We start from the raw sequence: 25,802 nt of genomic DNA on the forward strand, positions 1-25,802 counted from the left end.
GCCAACAACCATAAGGGAAAGATCATGTCGAACGAACTAGCCATTTCCAATTCGCCCGCTCCAGCGCCGTCTTCCGGTCCTGTAGATAGCGGGTTTTCGCACGGCAACGACAACGGTTCAGCGGCGGTCATTCATGGCGACCTGGCTACGCGCAAAGCCGAGATTGAACAGATTATGCGCACCGATTTCCACCGCTACGAAATGGAATATTCGAGGGAATATCTCCAGATCCTCAAGACTGAGATGGGCGAAGTAAGCGCAACGGATCTGATGGCGGTAGACGAAAGCCGGAACCAGATGACACAGACCGAAGCGGGCCGCGAACTGGTGCGATCATGGGAACGCTACGGCGGCTTTAAGGCGCACCTTTCCAACGTGCAAAAGCAGGTGTCCGGCCTTGTGTCGGCTCTTGGCAATGAACGCGCTCAGCGGGCCTTTATGGAGCGTTTTGACCGCAGTCTGCCGGAACCGATCCGATACGCGATTTACGAGAATATCGCCTTGGGCGCGCCGACATTTGTTGTTCCGGCGGCTGACGAAGACATGACCGTCTTTGCGGAAGACGCGGTCGGTAAAGCCCTTGTCTCCGAGTGGGGGTCTGACGCGGCAACGAAGGTAGCGACGATCTACAAGCGGTGCGACGCGGTCCTAGAGAACCTGAATGAACATGAGCAGTTCGCTGTCATGGCTTGGTTTGGAAACCTGCCGGACGCGCAAATGAAAACAATCTGCAAGTTGCTAGCTGGAGATCGAATCTAAATGGTGAGCATGACGATTGACCGGCGCGACGGTCTCAATTCATCCGCAGCTATCAAAGGCCCTTGCCGGGTAGCTACGACCGCAAACGTTGAGCTGTCGGGATTGCAGGTCATTGACGGTGTTCAGACTGTCGAGGGCGACCGTGTGCTAGTCCGCGCACAGGATGACGCGCGCGACAACGGTATCCGCATTGCCTCAACCGGAAATTGGGAACGATCGGCGGACTTCCGCAATAACCGCGACCTGGCTACAGGAACACAGGTTTTCGTTTCCAGCGGTACGCTAAACGGTGGCCGGCTGTTTGGCCTGTCAACGACCGGCTCTATTGCCATTGGAACGTCAAACATCACGTTCACAAGCTCCGTTGTCACGCAAAACGAATTGGATCAAAGCCCGTTCATTGTCGAGGATAGAACGGCGCTTGCACTGGCCGATATAAACGGAAGTTCCGTTGCGATTTCCCGCGAAAATTTCGGCGACAGCGAATTCCTTGCGGACACTTCCGACCTTTCGGCAAAGGTAACTTTGGACACGGATCGGATTGGATATGTTGCGCCGGCAAGTGACACTAGCGGCGCTTCTGGTGCATGGCGTAGAAACCTGCGCTTGCCGCGTATCTACCCGGAAGACGCTGGAGTCTACGGGGATGACGTAGACCGGCCTAGCCATGTCGCGGGGATGCAAAGCGCAATCGACTTTGCAGCTCGCGAAGGGTGCGTCCTGGCGCTCAAGAGGTCCGGTGCATATCGCATCCCCGGCCCGATGATTACGCGTTCCAATCTCTTCATCGAGAAAGAGCCGGGAGCTATCCTTTTCCCCACGGAATGGTCGCAGTATGCCGGCGGAGGTGGCCAGTTCTTCGGCAACGTCTTTTCAACCGACGACCCGAACGAAATGGCGCAAACCAACGTTCGCTTTGACCTGCACATTGACGGCAGTCTTATGCCGACGCGCACGCTTGGCTATGCCACGGCAGGCTCTACCAACACGGTAACGCTAGGGGCCGAATTTGACGGCAAGATCCGCGCCGGGCTTTCCGTCCTGACGATTCTTCTAGGGACCGGATCGACGCAGGCATTGCGCGTTCAAAGCTGGAATGCCGGAACGCGCGTTGCCACGATGGTTTCCAACTGGACAACCCCGCCGGATGCGACGAGCTACATTGGCGAGGGCAGCAATGACAACGCCATGGCGGCAGCGCGCGGCGCTTACGATTGGGCCGGCAATCTGCATGTTGAAAACATGGTGGCAAGTTGGGTGGGCCTTGGATCGGGCGGCAAGGCGTTTAACGCTGAACAAGGGTGCCGACATTTCGACATCGAAGTGTGGGCAAGGCGCTGCGGTTGGGGCACGTTCATTCAGGGCCGCGATGGGTCCTTTACTGGCTACTCGACTGAGAACGTTGCCGCCGGCTTTGACCGGCGCTGGAGCCGTGACATTCGCGTTCGCGTCTATGCGGAAGAATGCGACATTGGCGTGGGCTTCTATGGCGCGACCAGTGATAGCGATCCTGACGGCGACCCGCGCAACAACTTTTCCAAGGTTGACGCGGTGCTGCGCAACTGCGGTCATGCAACGAAGCGCCCGCTTAGCTCGACAAAGAACGTAAAATGCGCACCTATCGTCATTGCCGAGGGGCAGAACTTCGAAATTGACGCCATGGTAACGACGGATGACGATTTCGTCTTTACGTGGCCGGATGCTGGCGACCTTTTGGCCGGTGCCGGGGAAAGTGGCGGTCTTGGTTCGGTTGTCGAGGGATGGGGCCGTAACGGGCGCGTGCGCGCTACATACATCGGCGAGGTGGATTATCTCTACACGCTCGACAACGTGCGCGCAGGTGGCGAAGACGCCAGCAGCACGGGCATTCCTGCAAACGTCTATGGCCTAGACATCGATATTACGCACCGTGGCGGCGTCGCACCGACAAGCCTATTCCGCCAGCGGAATACGATCGGCAACACTGACGCAAGCGACCTTGCTATCAAGCTTAAGGCTGACGTTGACTACATTCCTTCAAGCGTCATTGGCCCGGATCTTTCCTATCTGAACGTTCACGTTGACGTTCACGCGCGGTCCATTGTCGGTGCGCAAGAGCATGTTGGTGTCAGGGGCGCGGCATCGCAGATCCGCGCTAACCGGAACGATTTGACCGGCCTAACTGGCTTCTATGACCTTGACGTGAGGCGCATGGATCGGGGCCTAAGCGTCGGTGCCGGCGGTCCTGTCATTACCAACGTTATCTACGGCTCCAAGGCCCACGATTTCGGAACGGTCTCGGCACACACTGAGGTTTCCACCACGATCACGGTAACTGGAGCCGTTGCCGGAACTAAGACATGGGCGGAGGTAACGTTTAACGGAACGCGCGTTGCGGGCTTGGCCTTCATCGCACAGGTGACGGCGGCAGACACGGTAACGCTCTATTGCCTGAACACAACAGCCGCATCAATCGCGGCAGGTAACAGAACGTATTCTGTCGCCGTAACCATGATTGCGTGAGGAAAGATATGTCCACCAAGAGCGCAAAGGTACAGGAACCGATTTCGCCCGAAATGGAGCGGTATATGGTCGAGTTCAACGGCGATTGCATGGGTGGATTGATTGAACACGGATCGATCCTACAGGCTGTTCCTGGCGCAGAGATCAGGCCTATGGATTTGGTTTCAGTATTGCTGTCGAGCTTCGATGGGCCATGGGCGAAATTCGTCAACAGCCTGTCGGGGGATGGGTATGCCGGTATCGTGAAGGTGTTTCTTGGCACGTATGAAGCCGGTGGAAAGGAGATGTTCCTTTTCGGGCAATTGAACCCGCCAACGCTCGTCCCGATCCCGATAGACTCGATTGCTGCGCTCGACAAGCTTGACTTCCTCGGCGAGTGCACCGGCCATGATAGGGATGCTCTGGCCATGCTTTTCCCGTTTGCTGGCATCGGCCTTTCGGCAAGCAAGGAGGCCGCGTAATGGGTGTTGCTCTAACCTCTTTGACGGACGCCTCTCGCATCATAGGCGTGCACGGTATGCGGGCCGCAATGCGAGACGGTTTCCCCGCTCTAGTGCGGAACCTCAAGGCCACCAAGATCTCCATTGCCGACGCAAAGGCCCTTGGCGCGGTCACTGAGCGCGTTTTGCAGTCTCGCCTTGCCTCACTTGCAGACCTGACAGACCCATACGCTTACGGCTCTCGTTATGAGCGGTTTTTGTCTAACGTATCCTCCGCATTTTCCAAGGCAACCGGCCTTTCATGGCTGAACGACACTATGAAATCCGTGGCCTCGGTGATGACCCAAAACCGTATGATGCGGAACGCGCTGGATTGGAACGCCGCCGGCAAGACCGAACGTGCCTACATGGCCATGCTGGGAATCGATGAGGACATGGCGCAGCGCATCGCGGCGCAGTTCCAGAAATACGGCATCGAGGAAGACGGCATCTTCGGTGCAAATGTTGGCCGATGGGACGACGACCTGGCCGTCCGCGCATGGGCCGCCGCACTGAACAAGGACGTCGATCGCACGATTGTAACGCCGGGTGTAGCTGACAGACCGCTCTGGACACGGACGAATGTCGGAAAGCTTGTTACGCAGTTCAAGAGCTTTTCCCTCTCCAGCCATCAGCGCGTTTTGATCGCAGGTTTGCAGGAGCGCCCGCACCGGCTAGCGGAAATGATGGTCTTTGCAACCGCCATAGGCATGATGGTTTCATGGCTAAAATACGTTGAACGCGGAGACATAGAAGAGGCTGACAAGTTGCTGAACAATCCGGGGCTCTGGATTGCCAACGGCCTTGACCGATCCGGCATCCTGTCGATTCCGTTCGAGATCAGCAACACGGCTGAAAAGCTTGGCGCGCCCGGCATTGTTACTGCGGCGCAGTCTATTGCCGGCGACCCGGATAGGGGAGGGCAGGCTTCACGCTATGCCAGCCGTGGGCCTATTGGCGCAGTCGCAGGCCCTTGGCTTGGAATTTTCGATGACCTGCACACCATAGCGACACAGCTAGGCAAGGCGGATCTAAAGAAATCTGGAGTTAACGCCATGATCCGGCAGCTTCCTGGCGCTACTCTGCCGGGTTTTCGCACGGCAATTCACGTCGGAATCAAGCCCGCTCTATTCGACGTTACGGAGTGACGCACACCATGCACACTTACGAGTTCATGAACTACGGAACGTGCCTTGGGGACCTAGTGCCTAATGGGAGCGTGCTAGACGTTGATACAGGCGCTGAAATCAACCTTGGAAACATCGTTGCGATTGTCCTGAAAAGCGACGGGGCTTTCCATGGGTTTTCCCACGCTCTAGGCGGGCAAGACTTGCTTGGCGTGACAAAGATATTCCTCGGGTGCGACGAGTCCAGCACGGGCGAAACTGTCTACCTTGTGGGGCAGTTAAACCCGCCGACAATCTCCCCGATACCGGAAGGCGCGATTGCGGCAATGCACTTGGTTACAGGTGGCCAAGTGCCTGAGGGAATGACCGGCCAAATGAACCAATACGACGAGTTAGCTATGAGCTTGTTGGGGCCGTTCTTTCGAGGAAAAGGCCCGTATCCATCCATTAACCCACAATGGCAACCGCCCGAATAAGGACAACCAAATGAAAAAGGTACCTCGCTTTTCCTCTAGCCTCGCCGACACCTTGGCGGGTCCTGGCATTGGTGGCACTCTCCAGCTACTTGAGCTAGGCATGAAGGCGCGAGACGCAACACTCGTTGGCGACGAGGCCATCCAGTTTTCGGACTTCATCAATTTTGGGATCTACAACAACGTAGTTTGGCCGCTTAATCTGTTCTACGTTCGCCCGGCGCTGGACTACCTGTTTCTCAACTCCATGCGTGAGGCCGCGTCGCCCGGCTATCTCAAGCGATCAGCCAAAAGGCGGAAGCGTGATTACGATCAAGGGTTTTGGAATAGGTGAACCGGGCTTCAAGAAAACGCTGCCGCAGTAGCAACTTCTATGAACTTTCGATCATAGATACCAATCATCTGCGACCATATGCTGTAGTCGTGGGCTTTCTGGATTGCCTGCATTAAGCTGGCACGTTCTTCCCCACATTGAGATTTCGCCGCAACAGCGACCGCGATTGGGTCTGTCCCTGGCCTGTTCGCTGCAAGCCGCGCTGCGGACGAATGACCGCAGGTCATGTAAGCCTCTCGTTCAGCCTCATAGGCCGCGAATTTTTGATCTGGTGTTTGGCATCCGGCCAACAGCAGCAAAGCCAGCAAAACGGCAGTGTTCTTCATTCGCCCCTCCCGCAATTGGGAAAGGATGCGCGCAATCTAGAGACCTGTCTAGATCCGGCATTAGCCCTTCAAGTGCCCGGCTCCAATTAGCCAGTCTTTCAAGATCCTGCGGATTGCTTCCGGCCGGCTAGGCTTGTCGGATTGTTCTTCCCGAAATGCGTCCAGCGGATTCAATAGGTCATCCTGCAAACGCGTCATCACCGGCTCGCCCTTTCCAGTGGGGGCGGGTCCTCGCTTTTTCTGTGGTATCACGGTTCTTGCTTTATCCATAAAACTCTGATACCACAGTAAGCGGCGAAAGGGAAGTTGGCGCTTCCGCTTTCGCCTATCCAAAACGACGATCACTGGAGGATCACCGAATGGCTACTGTCGCCAATATCACCCGCCGCCACGCTTTGAAACTGTTTCCCGCTGGCATTGCTGCCGCTGGCGTCCCTGCTGCGGCCCTGGCCGTGGAGCCCGTGCGCGATCCGCTTTCCCATGTCCAGTACTTGGCCGAAGAGCTGGCGAAGGCCATGGGCGCGCTTGACCCGGAGAGACAGTATGAGGCGCTTTTCAACGAAAGCGAGACTGCAATCTTTGTCGTTCCGGCCCCGCGTCCGTCTGCGGCTGTCTTTGACGGCCCGGACTATTACGAAGTGGAGCTGAAAAGCGGTCTGCGCCCGATCCTGTGGGTTGAGCGCAGCGGCAAGCATTACGTCGGCGCGCACGCATGGGGCGGCAAATTTGAAACAAACCCGCGCAAATATCGCGACGACCAGATCCGCATCATCCGCAAGATGGTGAACTATGCGCAGAATTGGGGGGCATGACGATGACCGAAGGCGTAACCATTGATGAAGTTCAGGCAGACGTGAGCAACCTTTTCCATTTGCTGTCCGTTGCCAATGAGCTGTTGGGCGAAATGCATTTCGGCACGGGCGACGAGCGCAACAAGGAAATGGATAAGCTTTCCGCGCTCAACAGCATTGCCGAAGATCGGGCGCGGGAAATCATGGAAAAAATCTCTGACAACTATTCGAGCCTACGCGGTCGCTAGCGGCGATTCGTTACCCTATTTGATACCCCGACGCCTAAGGCTTGGTCCTGAATGCGCCGGGGCTTTTCTTTAAGTCGTTGAAAAATATTGGTGATCCCGACGCGATTCGAACGCGTGACCCCCAGATTAGGAATCTGGTGCTCTATCCTGCTGAGCTACGGGACCACTGGTTGAACTCCATACAAAAGCCCGGCCGTGAAGCCAAGCGTTTTTGCAGGTGGAGCGGGGGGCGGCTCGCTTGCGTCCTGCCGGGCCGATCCGCGGCGAGGATCGGCTTGCAAGCTCGCCGGACAGCGGCTCCTCAGTCCGTCAGGCGCTGCTCGGCCAGCCGGACCCAGTAGGAAATGCCGTAGGGCAGGACATCGTCGTTGAAATCATAGGCCGGATTGTGGAGGCCGGGCGTATTGCCATGGCCGACCATGATATAGGCGCCGGGGCGCGCCTGCAGCATGAAGGCGAAGTCCTCGCCGGCCATGGAGGGATCGACCTCGGTGTCGACCTGGTCCCTGCCGACGATGTCGATCGCGGCACGCGCCGCATGTTCCGTCTCGGCCGCATGATTGACCGTCACCGGACAGGCCCGCTCATACACCACGTCGGCTTCGGCCCCGTTGGCGCTCGCAATGCCGCGGGCGATATCGCGGATGCGCGCCTCCGCCAGATCGCGCACGGCCTCGTCGAGCGAGCGCACGGTACCGGCAAGCGAGGCCTCCTCCGGGATGATGTTGTGGGTCGTGCCGGCGTTGAACCGGGTGACGGAGACGACCACGGAGCGCAGCGGATTGGCGTTGCGCGAGGCGATGAGCTGCAGGTTCGTCACGATCTGTGCGCCGATGGCGATCGGATCGATCGCCTTGTGCGGTTCGGCGGCGTGGCCGCCGCGGCCCTTGACGGTGATGAAGAACTTGTCGGGCGCGGCCATGATGCCGCCCTTGCGGATCGAGAAGGTGCCGACCGGCTGGCCCGGCATGTTGTGCATGCCATAGACTTCCTCGATGGCGAAACGCTCCATCAGTCCGTCCTGGACCATGGCCAGCGCACCGGCGCCGCCTTCCTCCGCCGGCTGGAAGATCACCACCACGCGGCCGTTGAAATTGCGCGTCTCGGCGAGATGCCGGGCGGCGCCAAGCAGCATGGCGGTATGTCCGTCATGACCGCAGGCATGCATCCGGCCTGCCACTTGCGAGGCCCAGGGCTTGCCGCTGATCTCGTCGAGCGGCAGCGCGTCCATGTCGGCCCGCAGGCCGATGGCACGCGTGCTGGTCCCGCGCCCCTTGATCACGCCGACGACGCCGGTGCGGCCAATTCCGGTCACGATTTCGTCAACGCCGAATTCCGCGAGCTTGGCGGCGACGAAGGCCGCGGTGTTCTCGACATCGTAGAGCAATTCGGGATTGGCATGGAGATGGCGGCGCCATTCGCTGACCTCCGCCTGAAGCTCGGCGGCGCGGTTCAATATCGGCATGTTGCTGTCCTGCTCGTCTATTTCTGCTATGTCGTGCGGTCGGCGCCGAATGTGCGCCTTGAGATTGACGTATTCAATGGCTCTTGCCATTGCTTTCCGTCATAGGTCAATTATCTCGCCTTTGCGAGACAGATCCGCGTCGAAGAGGTTTCACCGTGCCGTCGAACACTTCCAGCATGCCGCCCAAGATGCGCCGAACCCGTCGTCTTACGGCGCTGGTCTTCGCCTTCGTCGCGAGCCTGCCGAGCCTGACCCTCGCCAATCCGCAGATCGTGGTCGATGTCCAAAGCGGCCAGGTGATCGCCCACGAGGAAGCCTTCCGCAAATGGTATCCCGCGTCGCTGACCAAGCTGATGACCGCCTATACCACATTCAAGGCGATCCGCGCCGGTGAACTGTCGCTTTCGAGCGTCGTGGTGATGAGCGAAAAGGCAGCGGCCCAGCCGGCGAGCAAGATGTACTACGCGCCGGGCGCGCAGATGACGCTCGACAGCGCGCTGAAGCTCCTGATCGTCAAGTCTGCCAATGATGTCGCGGTGGCGATTGCCGAGCGTGTCGGCGGCTCGCTCGACAATTTCATCGCACGGATGAACGCCGACGCCCAGGCGCTCGGCATGACCTCGTCGCGCTTCGTCAATCCGAACGGCTTGCCGGGCAAGGGTCAGTATACGACGGCGCGCGACCTTGCCGTCCTGTCCGTCACCCTCCGGCGCGAGTTTCCCGAATATGCCGGCTATTTCGCCCTGGAAGGCGTAAACACCGGCAAGAAGGAATATCCGAACTACAATCTGCTGATCGGCCGCTTCGACGGCGCTGACGGCATGAAGACCGGCTATATCTGCGCCTCCGGCTTCAACCAGGTGTCGTCGGCCACCCGCAACGGCCGGACCGTGGTGTCGGTCGTGCTCGGTGCCGACAGTCTCGGCGCCAGGGCCGACATGTCGGCCGATCTTCTGCAGAAGGCTCTCACCTCGCCACGAGGGGCGGGCCAGCACCTCGGCAGCCTGGCGCCCTATGGGGCCGGCCGCGACACAGTCACCGACATCAGCGCCGAGATCTGCAATCCGCAGGCCCGCAAGGTGCGCAGCGAAGGCCGCGACGAGGCGGGCCGGATGAAACTGCTGTCTCCCTACATCCACGAAATGGGCCGGCCGCCGCGCAGCGTCTTCGCCGGCCTGATCCCTGGAAGCGAGCCTCAGCCGAAAAAGCAGAACGGCGCGGCCGGCGTGATCGCCAATGTGCCGATCCCGAAGCCCCGTCCGACGTTCTGATCGCGGAGCAAGTCATGTCCGATAACAACGGCCGGATCCCCGTGTCGATCATCACCGGTTTTCTCGGGGCGGGGAAGTCGACGCTTCTCAACCGCATCCTGAAGGACAAGGCGATGAAGGATGCGGCGGTGATCATCAACGAGTTCGGCGAGGTGGGTATCGACCACATGCTGGTCGAGGCGTCGAATGATTCGATCGTCGAACTGGCCGATGGTTGCCTGTGCTGCACGGTGCGCGGCGAACTGGTCGACACCCTCGCCGAGCTGTTGGACGGCATGCAGACGGGGAAGCTGAAACCGCTGTCGCGCGTCGTGATCGAGACCACCGGCCTTGCCGATCCGGCACCCGTCATGCAGTCGGTCATCGGCCATCCGGCACTCTCCCAGTCCTTCGATCTGGACGGCGTCATCACCGTTGTCGATATGGTGCACGGCCTCTCGACGCTCGACACCTATCCGGAGGCCGTGCGCCAGGTGGCGGTTGCCGACCGGCTGATCCTCAGCAAGACCAGGCTTGCCGATCCCGCGACTGCGACTGCGCTGCTTGCCAGGCTTCACGCGCTCAATCCGCGAGCCATCGTTACCGACGGCGACAGGCCGGAGGCGGGCAGTGCCGCGGTGCTCGCCAATGGTCTCTATGATCCGACCAGCAAGATCCCCGATGTCGATCGCTGGTTGAAGGACGAGGCGCGTGCCGATCATGACCATCATCATGCGGCGCATGGCCATGCTCACCACCACCATGCGGACGGGGAGCATTGCGAGATCTGTGGTCACGAGGGGCATGATCACGATCATCACGCCCAGCACCACCATCACGACGTGAACCGGCATGACGAGCGGATCCGTTCCTATTCCATCGTCCACGACCAGCCGATCGACCCCATGGCGCTGGAGATGTTCATCGACATCCTGCGCTCCAACCAGGGCGAGAAACTGCTGCGGATGAAGGCGATCGTCGCGCTGACCGATCATCCGGAGCGTCCGCTGGTTCTGCATGGGGTGCAGTCGATCTTCCATCCGCCGGTGCGGCTCTCCGCCTGGCCGAACCCTGAGGATCGGCGTACTCGTCTGGTGCTGATCACCCGCGATCTCGAGGAAAGCTATGTTCGCGAGCTTTTCGATGCCTTTACCGGACGGCCGCAGGTCGACCGCCCCGACCGTGCGGCGCTCGAGGACAATCCACTGGCCATTCCGGGTATGAAGATCTGAGCGGAAGAATGGGCTCTTCAGCCCTTGCGAATGCGGAAGCGGTGACCGTTTTCCAGCTTCACGGTCTCGACCAGCGCGTGGCCGTCCTGCGAGCAGAAATGCGGGACGTCGATCACCGCAAGCGGATCGGTCGTCTCGATGCATAGTTCGTCGCCACGCTGCATGTTCGCCAGCCGGCGACGGGTTTTGAGAACCGGCAAGGGGCATTTCAGCCCCTTGAGGTCATAGAGGGTAGCGTCGCTCATTGCGACTGCCAGATCTTCCAGAAGGGCTTCTTCTTCGTTTCCGCCGTCTCTACCGGGGCGACCGGTGCGGCCAGCGGATTCGGCTGAGGGACGGGCACCGCCACGGTCTGGCCGGCGGGAGAGGCGGGCGCAGGTGCGGCGGTCGCCGGTGCGGCTGTCGCTGTGGATTGGGGGGGCGTCGCCTGGGTGGCCGCAGTCGGGACCTGTGCGGCGGCGCTTGCCGGGGCCTGCGGGGCGCCCGCCGGCTGCACCGCCAGCCGCTCGATCGCTGCCGTCGCGCTCGCCACCGGCCTGGACTGGTTTGCCGCGTCCTCGATCTTCAGCAGCTTGCCCGCTTTCAGCGCCGAGCCGGTCGGGGCATAGGCCAGATCATGGCCCTTGCGCTGGTTGGCCACCAGCGCCTTGCGCTCGGCCTCGGTCGGATCATACCAGATCTTGCCGTCATACTTCTTCAGCGCCTTGGCATAATCCTTGGAATAGGCGGCATTGTAGGAGGCGAGTGCCGCCTGAAGGGCCGGCGGGGTCGACATCGGCGGACAGGCGGCGGTCGCGCTCAAGGTTTTGCCGTCCGCAGCCTGCTGGTTAAAGACGTACTTCTTGTCGCAGATGGCGACTTCCGGCGGCCGTTTGGTCACCTCGAAATTGTCGTAGCCGACTTTCAGCATTTCCCAGAAGGGGTAATGCTGGCTATGGCGATGGCGCGCCATGTTCTCGGCGGTCATGCGGAAGGGGAAGGCCTGCAACTGGATGGTCTGCTGGCCACCCTTGAAGGCATCGCGGGCGAAGGCGTAGATCTCGAGGATCTGCGCATCCGTCATCGAATAGCAGCCGGACGACGAGCAGGCGCCGTGGATCATCAGGTTCGTGCCGTTGCGGCCGTTGGACTGGTCGTAGCGGTTGGGAAAGCCGGTATTGATCGCCAGATAATACTTGGAGTTCGGGTTCAGGTGGTGCGGCGAAAGCGGATAGAAACCTTCCGGCGCCTGCCGGTCGCCCTCTTTCATCTTCGGGCCGAGGCGCCCGGACCAGGCGCAGATCTCGTATTCCTTGATCTTGTCGAAGCGCCCGTTGGTCTTTGCCTTCCAGATCTCCAGCACGCCCTCTTCCTTGAGGATGCGGATGGCGATCGGCGAGTTTCGATCCATGCCCTTGGCCTTCATCTCGGCCAGAATCTTCGAGGGCAGCGGATGTTCGACCTTGTTCGACACCGAGGCCGGGTCGAAGCTGTCCAGCGTATCATTGCACCCGGCAAGGGCGGCGACAAAGGTCAGGGCAAGAGCGGTCGATTTCCAGCGCATTGCGAAAGGCTCATCTCGAACAGGACAGAAAGGCTTTCGTCAGAAAGCGGACCTTGTCAGTTTATGATCACAATCTTCACAAATCATAAACCAAGGGCGCGTTTCAAACCGAACTCAATCGCGCCTTAGCCTGCGAAAACAGCAGCATTGTGACCTGAAGGCCGCAGCGTTCAAAGATTGCGGCCGATGTTGAGGAACTTCTGCCGCCGCTCGGTGCGGAGTTGGTCGCCCGGCTTGGGGGTCAGCTCGGCAAGCGCGGAAGAGATGACGTCGCCGGCTGCCCTGATCACCATTTGCGGGTCGCGATGCGCGCCGCCGACCGGTTCGGGGATGATGCCGTCGATGACGCCGAGGCCCTTCAGGTCCTCGGCCGTGATCTTCATGTTGGTCGCCGCTTCCTTGGCGCGCGTCGAATCGCGCCACAGGATGGAGGCCGCGCCTTCCGGCGAGATGACCGAATAGATGGCATGTTCCAGCATGTAGACGCGGTTGCCGGTGGCAATGGCGATCGCCCCGCCCGAGCCACCCTCGCCGATCACCACGGAGATCATGGGAACCTTGAGCCCAAGGCACATCTCGGTTGAGCGGGCGATGGCCTCCGCCTGGCCGCGCTCTTCCGCGCCGATGCCCGGATAGGCGCCGGCGGTGTCGACCAGGGTGATGACCGGCAGGCCGAAGCGGTCGGCCATTTCCATCACGCGGATCGCCTTGCGATAGCCTTCCGGACGGGGGCTGCCGAAATTGTGCTTCAGGCGCGACTTGGTGTCGTTGCCCTTTTCCTGTCCGATCACGGCGACCGGCTGACCGCGGAAGCGGGCGAGGCCGGCCTGGATCGCGGCGTCTTCGGCAAACTTGCGGTCGCCGGCAAGCGGCGTGAATTCGGTGAACAGCTCGGCGGCATAATCGACGAAATGCGGGCGCTGCGGATGGCGGGCGACCTGCGTCTTCTGCCAGGCGTTGAGCTTGGAGTAGATTTCCTCCATCGCCTCGCGGGCGCGGGCTTCCAGTCGGCCGATCTCCTCGGACGTGTCGATGCTCTCATCCTCTTCCGCGAGCTTCTTCAGCTCGTGGATCTTGGCTTCCAGGTCTGAGATGGGCTTTTCGAAGTCGAGATAATTATGCATGAAATCGGGTTCCGATCGTTTTGCCCTATGCCGTTCGGGCGCTTGGCACCGGTGTCGAGGGCTCTAATCAAGGTTTTTGGCCTTTTTTGCAAGAGGGTGATGCGTCTGCACCAGCTCCCGCAGGCGTTCGTCCAGCACATGCGTATAGATTTGTGTCGTTGAAATGTCGCTGTGGCCAAGCAGTTCCTGCACCACGCGCAAGTCCGCGCCGTTGGCCAGAAGGTGGCTGGCGAAGGCATGCCGCAGCACGTGCGGCGAGACGCTCGCGGCCGGCAGGCCCGCACGGACTGCCAGATCCTTGAGCTCGCGGGCGAAAACCTGGCGCGGCAGGTGGCCTTCCTTGCTGGCGGCGGGAAACAGATAAGGACTGTCCTCACGCTCGCCGCGCTCTGCCGCCATCATGGCGCCATAGCGGGAAAGGGCGGCGATCGCAGCCTTCGACAGCGGCACCAGCCGCTCCTTGTTGCCCTTGCCGCGCACCACGAGGAAGCGGCCTTCCTGGGTCAGCACCTTGGCCGGCAGGGCGACGAGTTCGCTTACCCGCATGCCGGTGGCATAGAGCAGCTCGATCAGGGCAAGCAGGCGCAGGCGGGCAAACTGGCCGGGTCCCGGCAGGCTCGCCTCCTCCTCGGCGAGCGAAAGCAGCCTGCCGACCTCGTCGATGCTCAAGAATTTCGGCAGGGGACGCGCCTTTTTCGGCGAGTCGAGGATCGCGGTCGGGTCGTCGCCGCGCAGCCCCTCGGCGTAGAGGAACTTGTAGAACTGCCGCATGGTGGAAAGCCGCCGCGCCTGCGAGGTCGGCTGGAAGCCGCGTTTGGCGAGGTCGCCGAGATAGGCGGACAGGTCTTTGCTCTCGGCGGAGCCGAGGCTTACCTTGCGTCCGTTGAGGAAAGAGAAAAGGTCATCGAGGTCGCGCTGGTAGGACGAAAGCGTGTTGGCGGCCGCGCCGCGCTCCGCGCTCATCATTTCCAGGAAGGCCTCGACCCGGGCCTGGCTGAGGTCGGCCAAGGCTATCTCCCGGGTTCCTGGTCCACAGCCTGTTCCGGCGGATTGAGGCGCTCCGAGGGAATGCGCACCGTGACGTCGCGCTCGCGCGGTTCGACGAAGACGACGAGCGACCACATCGCCAGGTAGATCATCCCGGCGATCGTGGCGCAGAAGAAGAGAAAGCGAAAGAGCGTCGGCATCGTTTGGTCCCGAGGGCTTTGAACGGCGCCTTATCTGGGCGCGCGCCGGAGGCTTTGCAAGGCAGTGTGCCATCGCATTCATTCCAGCGTATGGCTTGACGCTCGCCGCTCATTTGTCAATACCGTTGGGAAACGGATGCGAACAGGTCAATGAACGAAACCACATATCCCGTTGCCCCGACATTGGGCGAACGCGCGCGGGCCGCGCTGGGGCGGCGCAATCTGGTTTTCGTCGGCTTGATGGGCGCCGGCAAGTCGGCCATCGGCCGCATGACCGCCACCCAGCTCGGCCTGCCCTTCATCGACACCGACAACGAGATCGAGCGGGTCTCGCGCATGACGATCAGCGAACTCTTCGCGGCCTATGGCGAGGAGGAGTTCCGGGCGCTCGAGACCAGGGTCATCAAGCGGCTGCTGCGGACAGGCCCCCGGGTGATCTCCACGGGGGGCGGTGCCTTCATCAACGAGAAGACCCGCAAGCAGATCGAGCGCGGCGGCATTTCGCTGTGGCTGAAGGCCGATCTCGACGTGCTGTGGGAGCGCGTCAACAAGCGCGACCACCGGCCGCTCCTGAAGACCGAGAACCCCAAGCAGACACTCGAAAACCTGATGAACCAGCGCTACCCGACCTATGCGCTCGCCGACATGACGATCCAGTCGCGCGACGAGCGCAAGGAGACGATCGTCAGGGAAGTGCTGGAAGCCATTCTCGACTACACCGGTAAAGGCAGCAGACATGAGCAAGACTGAAAGCGAAGAACGGCTGGTCCATGTGCCGCTCGGCGAGCGCGCCTACGATATCCTGATCGGCCCGGGCCTGATCGGCCGCGCCGGCGGCGAAATCTCCACCCGCATCAAGGGACGCAAGGCGGCAATCATCACCGATGAGAATGTCGGCGCGATCTACCTCGACCAGCTGATGGACAGCCTGCAGACCGACGGCATCGAAGCGGTGTCGCTGTCGCTGCCGCCGGGCGAGAAGACCAAGAGCTTCGACTATCTGACCAAGGTCTGCGACGTCCTGCTCGAAGCCCGCATCGAGCGCAATGACGCGGTGATCGCGCTTGGCGGCGGGGTCATCGGGGACCTGACCGGCTTTGCTGCCGGCATCGTGCGGCGCGGCGTGCGCTTCGTCCAGATCCCGACCTCGCTCCTGTCCCAGGTCGACAGTTCTGTCGGCGGCAAGACCGGTATCAACACCCGTCACGGCAAGAACCTCGTCGGCGTCTTCAATCAGCCCGACCTGGTGCTGGCCGACACGGATGTCCTCAACACGCTGAGCGAACGCGAATTCCGCGCCGGTTATGCCGAAGTTGCCAAATATGGCCTGATCGACAAACCGGATTTCTTTGCCTGGCTCGAGCGCAACTGGCGCGACGTCTTTTCCGGCGGCGCCGCGCGCATCGAAGCGATCGCCACCAGCTGTCAGGCCAAGGCGGACGTGGTGGTGGCCGACGAGCGCGAGAACGGACGCCGGGCGCTGCTCAATCTCGGTCACACCTTCGGCCATGCGCTGGAGGCGGCGACAGAGTATGACAGCAGCCGGCTGGTGCACGGCGAAGGCGTCTCGATCGGCATGGTGCTGGCCCATCGTTTCTCCAACCGCCTCAACCTGCTCGGCGTCGAGGACGTCGCTCGTGTCGAAGCGCATCTGAAGGCGGTCGGGCTGCCGACCTCGATGGACGAGATCCCCGGAGAACTGCCGTCGACCGAGTTCCTGATGGAGGCGATCGGCCAGGACAAGAAGGTCAAGGGCGGCAAGCTCACCTTCATTCTCACGCGCGGCATCGGCCAGTCCTTCGTCGCCGACGACGTGCCTGCCTCTGAGGTCTTTGCCTTCCTGGAGGAAATGCGCGGAGCATGACCATGGACACCCTGTTTTCAGCGCTCGGTGAATACTGGTCCCTGATCCTGGTGATCTTCGCACTGATCGCCGCGTCCGCCTTTTTTTCCGGCTCCGAGACGGCCCTGACGGCGGCTTCGCGCGCAAGAATGCACAGCCTGTCCAATCAGGGCGACAAGCGCGCCGGCCTGGTCAGTCTGCTGATCGAGCGGCGCGACCGACTGATCGGTGCGCTGCTGATCGGTAACAATCTCGTCAACATCCTCGCCTCGTCGCTGACCACCAGCCTGTTCCTGGGTCTATTCGGCGATTCGGGCGTGGCGATCGCCACCCTGGTGATGACCGTCGTTCTCGTCATCTTTTCGGAAGTGCTGCCGAAGAGCTGGGCCATTTCCTCGCCCGACCGCTTTGCCCTGACCGTGGCGCCGTTCGTTCGTGTCTTCGTCCTTGTCGTCGGTCCGCTGTCGAGCCTGGTCAATTTCATCGTCCGCGGCTTGCTCGCCATCTTCGGCCTGTCGCTATCGAAGGAGGCGCCGATGCTGTCGGCGCACGAGGAGTTGCGCGGCGCCGTCGATCTGCTCCATCGCGAGGGGTCCGTGGTCAAGGCAGATCGCGATCGTCTCGGCGGCGTTCTCGATCTTGGCGAGCTCGAGGTCTCCGACATCATGATCCACCGCACCGCGATGCGGGGCGTCAATGCCGACGATCCGCCGGAAGTGGCGGTGCGTACCGTGCTGGAAAGCCCCTATACCCGCATGCCGCTCTGGCGCGGTTCGACCGACAACATCATCGGCGTTGTCCATGCCAAGGATCTTCTGCGCGCCCTTGCCGAGCCCAATGTCGAGCCCAACAATCTGGAAATCGTCAAGATCGCCCAGAAGCCGTGGTTCGTGCCGGACACGACCAATCTCAAGGACCAGCTCGCCGCCTTCCTGCGCCGCAAGGTGCATTTCGCCGTCGTGGTGGACGAGTATGGCGAGGTGCAGGGGATCGTGACGCTCGAGGACATCATCGAGGAGATCGTCGGCGACATTTCCGACGAGCACGACCTCGAGATCCAGGGCGTTCGGCAGGAGGCCGATGGTTCGATCGTGGTGGATGGAACGGTGCCCATCCGCGACCTCAATCGCGCGCTCGACTGGAACCTGCCCGACGAGGAGGCGACGACGATCGCCGGTCTCGTCATCCACGAGTCGAAATCCATTCCCGAGGAACGCCAGGCCTTCACCTTCTACGGCAAGCGCTTCATCGTCATGAAGCGGGAAAAGAACCGCATCACCAAGCTGCGCATACGGCCTGCGGAAGAGGCGGACAAGCAGACCTAAGTAATTTGTCTCCACGCGGGGCGATGGCCGAGCGCGACCGCCCGGTTTTTCGCCTGGCGGGGAGGGCTACCAACGCGTTTCCTCGCCCGGCGCGGCTGGCTCGATCGCCAGCGCATGCAGGCCCTCGTCGAGCTCGGGCTGCAAAAGCTCGGTAATCGCCCGGTGCCGCGCCAGGCGGGTCATGCCGGCGAAGGCCTGGGCGACGATCCGCACCCGCATATGGGTGCCCTCGACACCGGCAAAGCCCGGCTGGTGTCCGGCGTGCTGGGCGCTTTCATCGATGACGGAAAGGCGTTCGGGCGAAAAGGCCTCGCGCAGTTTCGCCTCAATTCTGGTGCTGAGAGACATGGCATTCCTTAGCGCTGCGCCGCCCCGGGCAAAGCCTCACAAAGCCCAGAACAATCCCGTTTGTCAATTCTTGTTGTCGGATGCCGGAGGCACCATAATTACGAGATGAAACTCGACTCAAAATATTTCGACCGGATCCGCACGCGCCGCAAGCGCGAGCCGGAGCCGGAGAAAGCCGCGCCGACCTGTCAATGGGACGGGTGCGAAAAGCCTGGTGTCCATCGTGCTCCCGTCGGCCGCAATGCCGAGGGGCAGTTTTTCCTGTTCTGCTTTGAGCATGTGAAGGAATACAACAAGGGCTACAACTATTTTTCCGGCCTGTCCGACACCGAGATCGCCCGCTACCAGAAGGAGGCGATCACCGGCCATCGCCCGACCTGGACGGTCGGCGTCAACAAGGCGGCGAAATCGAGCCCGCTGCATTCGACCATGCGATCCGGATCGGCGGCATCCCAGGCCCGCATCAAGGACCCGTTCGGCTTCGTCAAGCAGGGCGGCGGCACGCGCGCCCAGCCGCAGGCGCGCAAACTGAAGAGCCTGGAGGCCAAGGCGCTCGATACGCTCGGCCTTGCGGCGAATTGTAGCGCCCCGGAAATCAAGAGCCGCTACAAGGAGCTTGTAAAAAAACACCATCCGGATGCAAATGGCGGAGACAGGGGCTCGGAAGAGCGTTTTCGCGCTGTCATTCAGGCGTATCAATTGTTAAAGCAGGCAGGTTTCTGTTAATCGCTGGTGCCTGCAGCGCGCTATATTTGGAAGGCCGGTCGGTGTCGCCCGGCATGGAGAGACGATGAGCAAAATTGAACTGGATATTTCCAATCTCCCCGACACCACCGTGTCGGTGCGCGAGGTTTTCGGCATCGACAGCGATCTGCGCGTCCCGGCTTACAGCAAGGGTGACGCCTACGTGCCCGATCTCGATCCGGACTATCTTTTCGACCGGGACACGACGCTCGCCATTCTCGCCGGCTTTGCCCATAACCGCCGCGTCATGGTCTCCGGCTTCCACGGCACCGGTAAGTCGACGCATATCGAGCAGGTCGCGGCGCGCCTCAATTGGCCGTGCGTGCGCGTCAACCTCGACAGCCATGTCAGCCGTATCGATCTCGTCGGCAAGGACGCGATCGTCTTGAAGGACGGCAAGCAGATCACCGAGTTCAAGGACGGCATCCTGCCCTGGGCCTACCAGCACAATGTCGCGCTCGTCTTCGACGAATACGATGCCGGCCGCCCGGACGTGATGTTCGTCATCCAGCGCGTGCTCGAATCCTCCGGCCGTCTGACGCTGCTCGACCAGAGCCGCGTCATCCGCCCGCACCCCGCCTTCCGCCTGTTCGCCACCGCCAACACGGTCGGGCTTGGCGATACGACCGGCCTCTATCACGGTACGCAGCAGATCAACCAGGCGCAGATGGACCGCTGGTCGATCGTCACGACGCTGAACTACCTGCCGCACGAGAAGGAAGTCGACATCGTCCTCGCCAAGGTCAAGAGCTTCAGCCAGACCGAGCAGGGCCGCGACACCGTTTCGCGCATGGTGCGCCTTGCCGATCTGACGCGTTCGGCCTTCGTCAACGGCGACCTGTCGACCGTGATGAGCCCGCGCACCGTCATCACCTGGGCGGAAAACGCCGAGATCTTCGGCGATGTCGCCTTCGCCTTCCGCGTCACCTTCCTCAACAAGTGCGATGAACTCGAGCGCACGCTGGTGGCCGAGCAGTATCAGCGGGCCTTCGGCGTCGAGCTGAAGGAAAGCGCTGCCAACATCGTCCTGAGCGCCTGAGGGGGCGATCACGATGGCAGGTCGCGGCGACAATACGATAGCAAAGCCCGGCATCGGGCCCGATGCCGAACCGCTTCGACGGGCGATCACCGGCTGCGTCCGCGCGGTCGCTGGCAGCCCGGATGTCGAAGTGGTCTTCGCCAATGAGCGGCCCGGCCTTGCCGGCGAACGCGTGCGCCTGCCGGAACTGTCGAAGAAGCCGACGGCGCACGAGCTTGCGGTAACACGCGGGCTCGGCGATTCGATGGCACTGCGCCTCGCCTGCCACGACCAGAAGATCCACAGCGCCATGGCCCCTCAAGGGCAGGATGCCCGTCTGGTGTTCGATGCCGTCGAACAGGCCCGCGTCGAATCGATCGGCGCGCTCCGGATGAGCGGCATGGGTGACAACATCAGCGCGATGAATGCGGAGAAGTACGCCAAGGCCAATTTCTCCGGCATCAACCGCCAGGAAGACGCGCCGATCCAGGAAGCCGTCGCCATGCTGGTGCGCGAGAAGCTGACCGGCGAGAAACCGCCGGAATCGGCCGGCAAGGTTCTCGATCTCTGGCGGTCCTTCATCGAGCAGAAGGCGGGTGCAGATCTCGACGACCTGCCGACGGCGATCAATGACCAGCAGGCCTTCGCCCGCGTGATCCGCCACATGCTCTCCGCCATGGAAATGGCCGAGGACGTCGGCGACGACACCGAGGAGAGCGAGGACGAGAGCACCACCGACGAGGACCAGCCGCGCTCCAACGAGGAAGATCAGGAGAGCGCCGAGGAGGAGGCCGGTTCGGAACAGGCGCCCGCCGAGGAAAGCGAAGCCTCGCAGGAGCAGATGGACGACGGCGAGATGGACGGCGCCGAGATCTCCGACGACGACATGATGGAGGAGGGTGAAGAGGACAGCGAGACGCCCGGCGAGATGCGCCGGCCCGCAAGCCCCTTCGACGACTTCAACGAGAAGGTCGACTACAAGATCTTCACCCAGGAATTCGACGAGATCGTCACCGCGGAAGAGCTCTGCGACGAGGCCGAGCTGGAGCGCCTGCGCGCCTTCCTCGACAAGCAGCTCGCCCATCTGCAGGGCGCCGTCGGGCGCCTCGCCAACCGCATGCAGCGCCGCCTGATGGCGCAGCAGAACCGCTCCTGGGAATTCGACCTGGAAGAAGGCTATCTCGACCCGGCACGCCTGACGCGACTGGTGATCGATCCGATGCAGCCGCTCTCCTTCAAGAAGGAGAAGGACACCAAGTTCCGCGATACGGTGGTGACGCTGGTCATCGACAATTCCGGCTCGATGCGCGGCCGGCCGATCACGGTCGCCGCCACCTGCGCGGACATCCTGGCGCGCACGCTGGAGCGTTGCGGCGTCAAGGTCGAGATCCTCGGCTTCACCACCAAGGCATGGAAGGGCGGCCAGTCCAGAGAGAAGTGGTTGGCCGGCGGCAAACCGCCGACGCCCGGCCGTCTCAACGACCTGCGCCACATCATCTACAAGTCGGCAGATGCGCCCTGGCGCCGGTCGCGCCGCAATCTCGGCCTGATGATGCGCGAAGGCCTGCTCAAGGAAAACATCGACGGTGAGGCGCTGATGTGGGCGCATGGCCGCCTGATGGCCCGCCCCGAGCAGCGCAAGATCATGATGATGATTTCCGACGGTGCGCCGGTCGACGACTCGACGCTGTCGGTCAATCCGGGAAACTACCTGGAGCGCCACCTGCGCGCCGTGATCGAGCAGATCGAGATGCGCTCGCCGGTCGAGCTTCTGGCAATCGGCATCGGCCACGATGTCACGCGCTATTATCGCCGCGCCGTGACGATCGTCGATGCCGATGAACTGGCAGGCGCGATGACCGAGCAGCTCGCGGCACTATTCGAAGACCAGCAGACCAGCGGCCAGCGCGGCCGCGGGCGCCGCGCCGGCTGACCAGCGGACCCGGCGCTGTCAGGCCTCGGTGGCGGCCTGGTCAAGTTTCGTGGCCTCGCTGGAGGTCGCACCCTTGTCGACGCCCAACTGGTTCTTGATCAGCTCGGCGATCTCCTCCTCGATGGCCTTGCGGGCGTCCGGGTCCATTGCCGCCAGCGATTCCTCGGTCAGCCCCTTGTCCTCCAGATATTTGGCGCGGATCGTCTCGGCTGCGTCCATGTGCGCCCATTTGGAGAATTCCGCGAGCAGGTCCTTGGCGTCCGTGCGCTCTTCCTGGTCGATCGTCGTGTCGTAGGACACGCTGTTCTCGTCTTCGAGCGAAAAGGTCGAGCCGCCGCCATAAGACAGCATCGCCTGGGAAAAACCGTCGCCGCCCGTGTCTGCCGTCCGGCCGGTGCGCGTCGACAGGGTGGAATATTGCGTATCGTTGGAAATGGCGATCATGCGGGGGAGCTCCTCAATACGTCCTTCAAAGCAATGGCGGAAACCTCGCACGCCGAGCTTGTGCCTGACTGGGCCGGACCTTCCGACGCCTTGCCATCGACCGGCGATGCAGTTTGACCCGCGGTTCGATCGTGGCATAAGGGGCGAGCCATTTTTCCTGGATAGTTCAAGGTCAAGATATTGCGATCTCGCCTCCCTCTCGTCTTCCTTCTCGCTCTGTCCGCCGGGACCGCTTCGACCGACATCGCGCGCGCGCAGGCGGCACCGGTCGATGCGACGGTGATTACCACCTTCCGTCCCGGCTCGTCCGAGACGCGGTTCGGTGCGCTCGAATTCGTCGGTGGACTGGAGCTCTCCTCGTCCGAGCCGCTGTTCGGCGCCTGGTCGGCGATCCGCTTCCTGCCGGACGGCCAGCGATTCCTCGGTGTACTCGACACGGGGCATTGGATCTCCGGCGAGGTTCGTCGCGATGCGGAGGGACGGCTCTCCACCCTTTCGGACGTGACGATCTCCGCCATGCTGGATGCCGACGGGCGCGGGGACCAGCGAAAATACAATGTCGATGCCGAGAGCCTGGCAATCCGGGGCGAAGACGTGCTCGTCGGCTATGAGCAGCGGCACCGGGTTTCCGGCTACCGGCCTCTCTCGGCAATCGAAACGGCACGACCGTTCCGCATGTCCTTTCCATTGCCGTTTCCCGTCGGCGAATTGCGCAACAATGGCGGGCTCGAAACCCTCGCGCTCTCGGCTCCGGAAAGCCCGCTGCAGGGTGGGTTGGTCACGGTCGCGGAAAAAAGCGTCGACGGCAATGGCGACCTCTTCGCGGGCATCCTCGACGGGCCGCTTGCCGGCGCCTTCCGGGTGGCGGCGCATGACGGCTTCGATGTGACCGACGGCGATTTCCTCCCCGATGGCGACCTGCTTCTGCTCGAGCGAAGGTTCACGCTGGCGACGGGCGTCGGCTTGCGCATCCGCCGCATTGATGGTGCGAGCCTCAGGCCGGGTGCCGTGGTCGACGGCGAGATCATTCTCGAGGCGGGGATGAGCGAGGAGATCGACAATATGGAGGGGCTGGACGTGGTCGCTGCCGCGGACGGCTCGACCCGGATCATCCTCGTGTCGGACGACAACCACTCGATCCTACAGCGGAACCTGATGCTGGAATTCCGGCTCGTCGACTAAACCCTGTCGACGGGCCGGCGTTCCCTGTCAACGGACGGTCGCGGGCGGCACCGTCGCCGGCATCGGCCTGACGACGCTCATCAGCGCGCCATAGGGCAAAAGCATCACCAGACCGACCAGCATCTTTACGCTGAGGTCGCCGATCGCCCAGGAGATCCAGCGCGGTGCATCGGTCGCGAGAATGCCGAGGATCGGCGCCCATTCGATGGCGAAGTCGTCGTTCGGGCCGATCAGAACGAAGATCGGGGCGAAGGCCAGCGAGAAGAAGATCGCCGTATCGAGCACAGAGCCGAAAATCGAGCCGAGCAGCGGTGCCTTCCACCAGGAAAGGCGGCGCAACCGGTTGAACACCGTGATGTCGAGCAATTGTCCGGCCAGATAGGCCGTGCCGGAGGCAATGGCGATGCGCGGCGAGGACGTCACGAAGGACAGCGCCACACCCACGACGAAGCCGATGAACACGACCTTGCGGGCGGTGTTCGGGCCGAACTGGCGGTTGGTAAGGTCGGTGACCAGAAAGGCGACCGGATAGGTGAAGGCACCGTAGGTCAGAAGGTCGCCGAGCGCGATGCCGGCCAGTTGTCCGGAGAGCGGGTACTGGACCAGAATGTTGGATGCGACGACGATGGCCGTCATCAGCAGGGAGTAGGCAAGGATATAGCGCGTTTTCAGCATTTTTTTATCCTGGGTGATGCCACCAGTTGGAGTAGGGATATGTCGAATAGGAAAAGGCCTGTCCGGGCCGCGCCCGTTCAAGCCTTCATACCTTTTAGAAGAAAAAAGAAGTCGCTTACGCGGCTTCCGCGGTCTTCTTGACGATCTGGCGGCGCAGCAGGCGTGCGCGCATCGACAGTTCGGTTTCGCTGGCCTTCAGAAGGAAGGCGTCGAGGCCGCCACGATGCTCGACCGAGCGGAGGGCCGCTGCGGAAACGCGCAGACGGTAGCGCTGGCCAAGAGCGTCCGAGATCAGCGTGACGTCGCACAGGTTCGGAAGGAACCGGCGCTTGGTCTTGTTGTTCGCGTGGCTCACATTGTTGCCCGACTGGACGCCCTTGCCGGTCAATTCGCAACTGCGGGACATGATACACCTATTTTTTTCTTGGCCGTCGCATCGCTTCCGGGCAAATACCGGCAAGGCGATCCAACGGCGTTTGATTGGAAAGTTGCGGTTCTATAGTCAGACTGGCCGGGCGCGTCAAGCCAAACCTTGGATTTTCCCGCAAGCGCTGGAGAAAACCGCTATTTTATTGCCATAGTCACGTCCGAGGATGGCAGCTGTCGTCATTCGCCGAGCAGGCGGAATGATCCGGATCAGGGGGATTGCATTTTGCGTCTGTCGAGCCTCGCTCTATGTTTGCTGGCATTTGCGGCATCGCCCGTGTCGGCGGAGGCCGTGCGCCACCGCACCGACTACAAGGTGACGCTCGGGGCGCTTCCGATCGCCCGCGCCTCCTTCGTCACCGAGGTCAACCAGAAGAGCTACACCATCAGCGGGCGCTTCAATTCCTCGGCGATCGTCGACATCATCACCAAGATCAGCGCCGAGACAAAGGTTACGGGCACGATGAGCGGCGCCGGCATGCGGGCCGACCGCTATACGCTGGTCTACCAGAGCGGCAAGAAGAAGCACACCTACGACGTCCGCTACCGCAACGGAAACGTCACCGAGACGACAGTCGACCCCGAGCCCAGGCGGCGGCCGCGGAACTGGATCGCGGTCGGTCCGGAAGACTTAAAGGCGGTGCTCGATCCGATCAGCAGCCTGGTCATTCCGGACGGCGAGGCGGCCTGCCCGCGGACCCTTCCCGTCTATGACGGGGAAAGCCGGATGGATCTCGTGCTGACGCCGAAGGGCCGAGAAAAGTTCAAGGCGGGCGGGGCCGAGGTCGAGGCCGTCGTCTGCTCCGTCCGCTATGTGCCGAAGTCCGGTTTCCGCAAGGGACGCAAGGATATAGAATACCTGCGCAAGGCCGGCGGCATGGAAATCTGGTTTGCCAAGACCGGCGCCCTGAAGCTATATGCTCCAGTCCATGCGCGCGTTCCGACGCAGATGGGGACGATCTATGTATCCGCCGTCGAAGTCGACGGCTAAGGGGCTGTAGGATCAGGCCCCGCAAGGGGAGCC

29 protein-coding genes and 1 tRNA gene are annotated in these 25,802 nt (G+C 61.8%); 18 read left to right on the forward strand and 12 right to left on the reverse strand.

Features of this window, described 5'->3' with window-relative positions:
• Nucleotides 1–24: 24 nt before the first annotated feature.
• From DYZ14_RS09365 to DYZ14_RS09390, 6 genes are read left to right on the forward strand one after another with little or no spacing between them, the layout of a single operon-like run.
• Nucleotides 25–759 (forward strand): hypothetical protein, encoded by a 735-nt coding sequence (locus DYZ14_RS09365; RefSeq protein WP_154720411.1) that lies wholly within the window; start codon nucleotides 25–27, stop codon nucleotides 757–759.
• Nucleotides 760–3,261 carry a hypothetical protein gene (locus tag DYZ14_RS09370; RefSeq protein ID WP_154720412.1) on the forward strand — a complete coding sequence of 834 codons (2,502 nt, stop codon included), beginning with the start codon at nucleotides 760–762 and terminating at the stop codon, nucleotides 3,259–3,261.
• 8 nt (nucleotides 3,262–3,269) lie between these two features.
• Nucleotides 3,270–3,722, forward strand: coding sequence for a hypothetical protein (locus tag DYZ14_RS09375; RefSeq protein ID WP_154720413.1), 453 nt, complete (start codon nucleotides 3,270–3,272; stop codon nucleotides 3,720–3,722).
• Entirely contained in the window at nucleotides 3,722–4,888 is a 1,167-nt protein-coding gene (locus tag DYZ14_RS09380) for a hypothetical protein (protein WP_154720414.1), read from the forward strand. Before DYZ14_RS09375 ends, DYZ14_RS09380 begins: the two co-directional genes overlap by 1 nt.
• Nucleotides 4,889–4,896: 8 nt before the next feature.
• Nucleotides 4,897–5,343, forward strand: a complete 447-nt coding sequence (locus tag DYZ14_RS09385) for a hypothetical protein (RefSeq protein WP_154720415.1) — start codon at nucleotides 4,897–4,899, stop codon at nucleotides 5,341–5,343.
• Nucleotides 5,344–5,353: 10 nt separating this feature from the next.
• On the forward strand, nucleotides 5,354–5,674 hold the full coding sequence (locus DYZ14_RS09390) for a hypothetical protein (RefSeq protein WP_154720416.1): 321 nt from the start codon (nucleotides 5,354–5,356) through the stop codon (nucleotides 5,672–5,674).
• Nucleotides 5,675–5,682: 8 nt separating this feature from the next.
• Here the strand turns inward: DYZ14_RS09390 and DYZ14_RS09395 are convergent, their stop codons facing one another.
• A complete protein-coding gene (locus tag DYZ14_RS09395) occupies nucleotides 5,683–6,000 on the reverse strand; it encodes a hypothetical protein (protein ID WP_154720417.1) in 318 nt (105 codons plus the stop codon).
• Between the two features lie 359 nt (nucleotides 6,001–6,359).
• On the opposite strand from DYZ14_RS09395, the gene DYZ14_RS09400 reads away from it, so the two are divergent.
• Entirely contained in the window at nucleotides 6,360–6,812 is a 453-nt protein-coding gene (locus DYZ14_RS09400) for a hypothetical protein (protein WP_154720418.1), read from the forward strand.
• Nucleotides 6,809–7,039: a hypothetical protein gene (locus DYZ14_RS09405; RefSeq protein WP_154720419.1), complete on the forward strand. Its 231-nt coding sequence runs from the start codon at nucleotides 6,809–6,811 to the stop codon at nucleotides 7,037–7,039. Before DYZ14_RS09400 ends, DYZ14_RS09405 begins: the two co-directional genes overlap by 4 nt.
• A gap of 88 nt (nucleotides 7,040–7,127) precedes the next feature.
• Here the strand turns inward: DYZ14_RS09405 and DYZ14_RS09410 are convergent.
• Nucleotides 7,128–7,204 (reverse strand) — tRNA-Arg (locus DYZ14_RS09410).
• A gap of 136 nt (nucleotides 7,205–7,340) precedes the next feature.
• Entirely contained in the window at nucleotides 7,341–8,504 is a 1,164-nt protein-coding gene (locus tag DYZ14_RS09415; RefSeq protein ID WP_154720420.1) for a M20 aminoacylase family protein, read from the reverse strand.
• Nucleotides 8,505–8,692: 188 nt separating this feature from the next.
• Between DYZ14_RS09415 and DYZ14_RS09420 the strand changes: the two genes are divergently transcribed.
• Both DYZ14_RS09420 and DYZ14_RS09425 read left to right on the forward strand, forming a co-directional pair.
• The gene (locus tag DYZ14_RS09420; protein ID WP_445292368.1) at nucleotides 8,693–9,775 is read left to right on the forward strand and encodes a D-alanyl-D-alanine carboxypeptidase family protein; all 1,083 of its coding nucleotides are present in this window, start codon (nucleotides 8,693–8,695) and stop codon (nucleotides 9,773–9,775) included.
• Between the two features lie 14 nt (nucleotides 9,776–9,789).
• Nucleotides 9,790–10,986 (forward strand): CobW family GTP-binding protein, encoded by a 1,197-nt coding sequence (locus DYZ14_RS09425; RefSeq protein WP_154720421.1) that lies wholly within the window; start codon nucleotides 9,790–9,792, stop codon nucleotides 10,984–10,986.
• 17 nt (nucleotides 10,987–11,003) lie between these two features.
• Here the strand turns inward: DYZ14_RS09425 and DYZ14_RS09430 are convergent, their stop codons facing one another.
• The 5 genes from DYZ14_RS09430 to DYZ14_RS09450 all read right to left on the reverse strand — a co-directional run bounded on the left by DYZ14_RS09430 (nucleotide 11,004) and on the right by DYZ14_RS09450 (nucleotide 14,840).
• Nucleotides 11,004–11,231: a sulfurtransferase TusA family protein gene (locus DYZ14_RS09430; RefSeq protein ID WP_154720422.1), complete on the reverse strand. Its 228-nt coding sequence runs from the start codon at nucleotides 11,229–11,231 to the stop codon at nucleotides 11,004–11,006.
• The gene (locus DYZ14_RS09435; RefSeq protein WP_154720423.1) at nucleotides 11,228–12,529 is read right to left on the reverse strand and encodes a L,D-transpeptidase family protein; all 1,302 of its coding nucleotides are present in this window, start codon (nucleotides 12,527–12,529) and stop codon (nucleotides 11,228–11,230) included. Before DYZ14_RS09435 ends, DYZ14_RS09430 begins: the two co-directional genes overlap by 4 nt.
• Before the next feature lie 170 nt (nucleotides 12,530–12,699).
• Complete coding sequence (locus tag DYZ14_RS09440) at nucleotides 12,700–13,653, reverse strand: acetyl-CoA carboxylase carboxyltransferase subunit alpha (RefSeq protein ID WP_154720424.1); 954 nt, start codon at nucleotides 13,651–13,653, stop codon at nucleotides 12,700–12,702.
• Between the two features lie 63 nt (nucleotides 13,654–13,716).
• Nucleotides 13,717–14,661: a site-specific tyrosine recombinase XerD gene (gene xerD / locus DYZ14_RS09445; RefSeq protein ID WP_154720425.1), complete on the reverse strand. Its 945-nt coding sequence runs from the start codon at nucleotides 14,659–14,661 to the stop codon at nucleotides 13,717–13,719.
• A gap of 2 nt (nucleotides 14,662–14,663) precedes the next feature.
• A complete protein-coding gene (locus DYZ14_RS09450) occupies nucleotides 14,664–14,840 on the reverse strand; it encodes a hypothetical protein (protein ID WP_115670315.1) in 177 nt (58 codons plus the stop codon).
• Nucleotides 14,841–14,990: 150 nt separating this feature from the next.
• On the opposite strand from DYZ14_RS09450, the gene DYZ14_RS09455 reads away from it, so the two are divergent.
• From DYZ14_RS09455 to DYZ14_RS09465, 3 genes are read left to right on the forward strand one after another with little or no spacing between them, the layout of a single operon-like run.
• The gene (locus DYZ14_RS09455; protein ID WP_154720426.1) at nucleotides 14,991–15,590 is read left to right on the forward strand and encodes a shikimate kinase; all 600 of its coding nucleotides are present in this window, start codon (nucleotides 14,991–14,993) and stop codon (nucleotides 15,588–15,590) included.
• The gene (gene aroB / locus DYZ14_RS09460) at nucleotides 15,577–16,704 is read left to right on the forward strand and encodes a 3-dehydroquinate synthase (protein ID WP_154720427.1); all 1,128 of its coding nucleotides are present in this window, start codon (nucleotides 15,577–15,579) and stop codon (nucleotides 16,702–16,704) included. The genes DYZ14_RS09455 and aroB overlap by 14 nt, the downstream gene beginning before the upstream one ends.
• Nucleotides 16,701–18,008 (forward strand): HlyC/CorC family transporter, encoded by a 1,308-nt coding sequence (locus tag DYZ14_RS09465; RefSeq protein ID WP_154720428.1) that lies wholly within the window; start codon nucleotides 16,701–16,703, stop codon nucleotides 18,006–18,008. Before aroB ends, DYZ14_RS09465 begins: the two co-directional genes overlap by 4 nt.
• A 66-nt stretch (nucleotides 18,009–18,074) precedes the next feature.
• Here DYZ14_RS09465 and DYZ14_RS09470 read toward each other — a convergent pair whose 3' ends face one another.
• On the reverse strand, nucleotides 18,075–18,356 hold the full coding sequence (locus tag DYZ14_RS09470) for a BolA family protein (protein WP_115670311.1): 282 nt from the start codon (nucleotides 18,354–18,356) through the stop codon (nucleotides 18,075–18,077).
• A 105-nt stretch (nucleotides 18,357–18,461) separates the two neighbouring features.
• On the opposite strand from DYZ14_RS09470, the gene DYZ14_RS09475 reads away from it, so the two are divergent.
• From DYZ14_RS09475 to cobT, 3 genes are all read left to right on the forward strand, one after another.
• The gene (locus tag DYZ14_RS09475) at nucleotides 18,462–19,082 is read left to right on the forward strand and encodes a J domain-containing protein (protein ID WP_154720429.1); all 621 of its coding nucleotides are present in this window, start codon (nucleotides 18,462–18,464) and stop codon (nucleotides 19,080–19,082) included.
• 64 nt (nucleotides 19,083–19,146) lie between these two features.
• On the forward strand, nucleotides 19,147–20,139 hold the full coding sequence (gene cobS, locus DYZ14_RS09480; protein ID WP_154720430.1) for a cobaltochelatase subunit CobS: 993 nt from the start codon (nucleotides 19,147–19,149) through the stop codon (nucleotides 20,137–20,139).
• Between the two features lie 13 nt (nucleotides 20,140–20,152).
• Nucleotides 20,153–22,051, forward strand: coding sequence for a cobaltochelatase subunit CobT (cobT, locus tag DYZ14_RS09485; protein WP_154720431.1), 1,899 nt, complete (start codon nucleotides 20,153–20,155; stop codon nucleotides 22,049–22,051).
• An 18-nt stretch (nucleotides 22,052–22,069) separates the two neighbouring features.
• Here the strand turns inward: cobT and DYZ14_RS09490 are convergent, their stop codons facing one another.
• A complete protein-coding gene (locus DYZ14_RS09490; RefSeq protein WP_154720432.1) occupies nucleotides 22,070–22,495 on the reverse strand; it encodes a hypothetical protein in 426 nt (141 codons plus the stop codon).
• Nucleotides 22,496–22,675: 180 nt separating this feature from the next.
• On the opposite strand from DYZ14_RS09490, the gene DYZ14_RS09495 reads away from it, so the two are divergent.
• A complete protein-coding gene (locus DYZ14_RS09495; protein ID WP_154720433.1) occupies nucleotides 22,676–23,677 on the forward strand; it encodes an esterase-like activity of phytase family protein in 1,002 nt (333 codons plus the stop codon).
• A 27-nt stretch (nucleotides 23,678–23,704) separates the two neighbouring features.
• Here DYZ14_RS09495 and DYZ14_RS09500 read toward each other — a convergent pair whose 3' ends face one another.
• Both DYZ14_RS09500 and rpmB read right to left on the reverse strand, forming a co-directional pair.
• Nucleotides 23,705–24,352, reverse strand: a complete 648-nt coding sequence (locus DYZ14_RS09500; RefSeq protein WP_154720434.1) for a queuosine precursor transporter — start codon at nucleotides 24,350–24,352, stop codon at nucleotides 23,705–23,707.
• 115 nt (nucleotides 24,353–24,467) lie between these two features.
• Nucleotides 24,468–24,758 carry a 50S ribosomal protein L28 gene (rpmB, locus tag DYZ14_RS09505; RefSeq protein ID WP_115670305.1) on the reverse strand — a complete coding sequence of 97 codons (291 nt, stop codon included), beginning with the start codon at nucleotides 24,756–24,758 and terminating at the stop codon, nucleotides 24,468–24,470.
• Between the two features lie 297 nt (nucleotides 24,759–25,055).
• On the opposite strand from rpmB, the gene DYZ14_RS09510 reads away from it, so the two are divergent.
• Nucleotides 25,056–25,769, forward strand: a complete 714-nt coding sequence (locus tag DYZ14_RS09510) for a DUF3108 domain-containing protein (RefSeq protein WP_232365485.1) — start codon at nucleotides 25,056–25,058, stop codon at nucleotides 25,767–25,769.
• Nucleotides 25,770–25,802 lie beyond the last annotated feature (33 nt).

This window comes from Ciceribacter sp. T2.26MG-112.2 (assembly GCF_900492205.1).
In the GTDB taxonomy this organism is placed as follows: domain Bacteria; phylum Pseudomonadota; class Alphaproteobacteria; order Rhizobiales; family Rhizobiaceae; genus Allorhizobium; species Allorhizobium naphthalenivorans_A.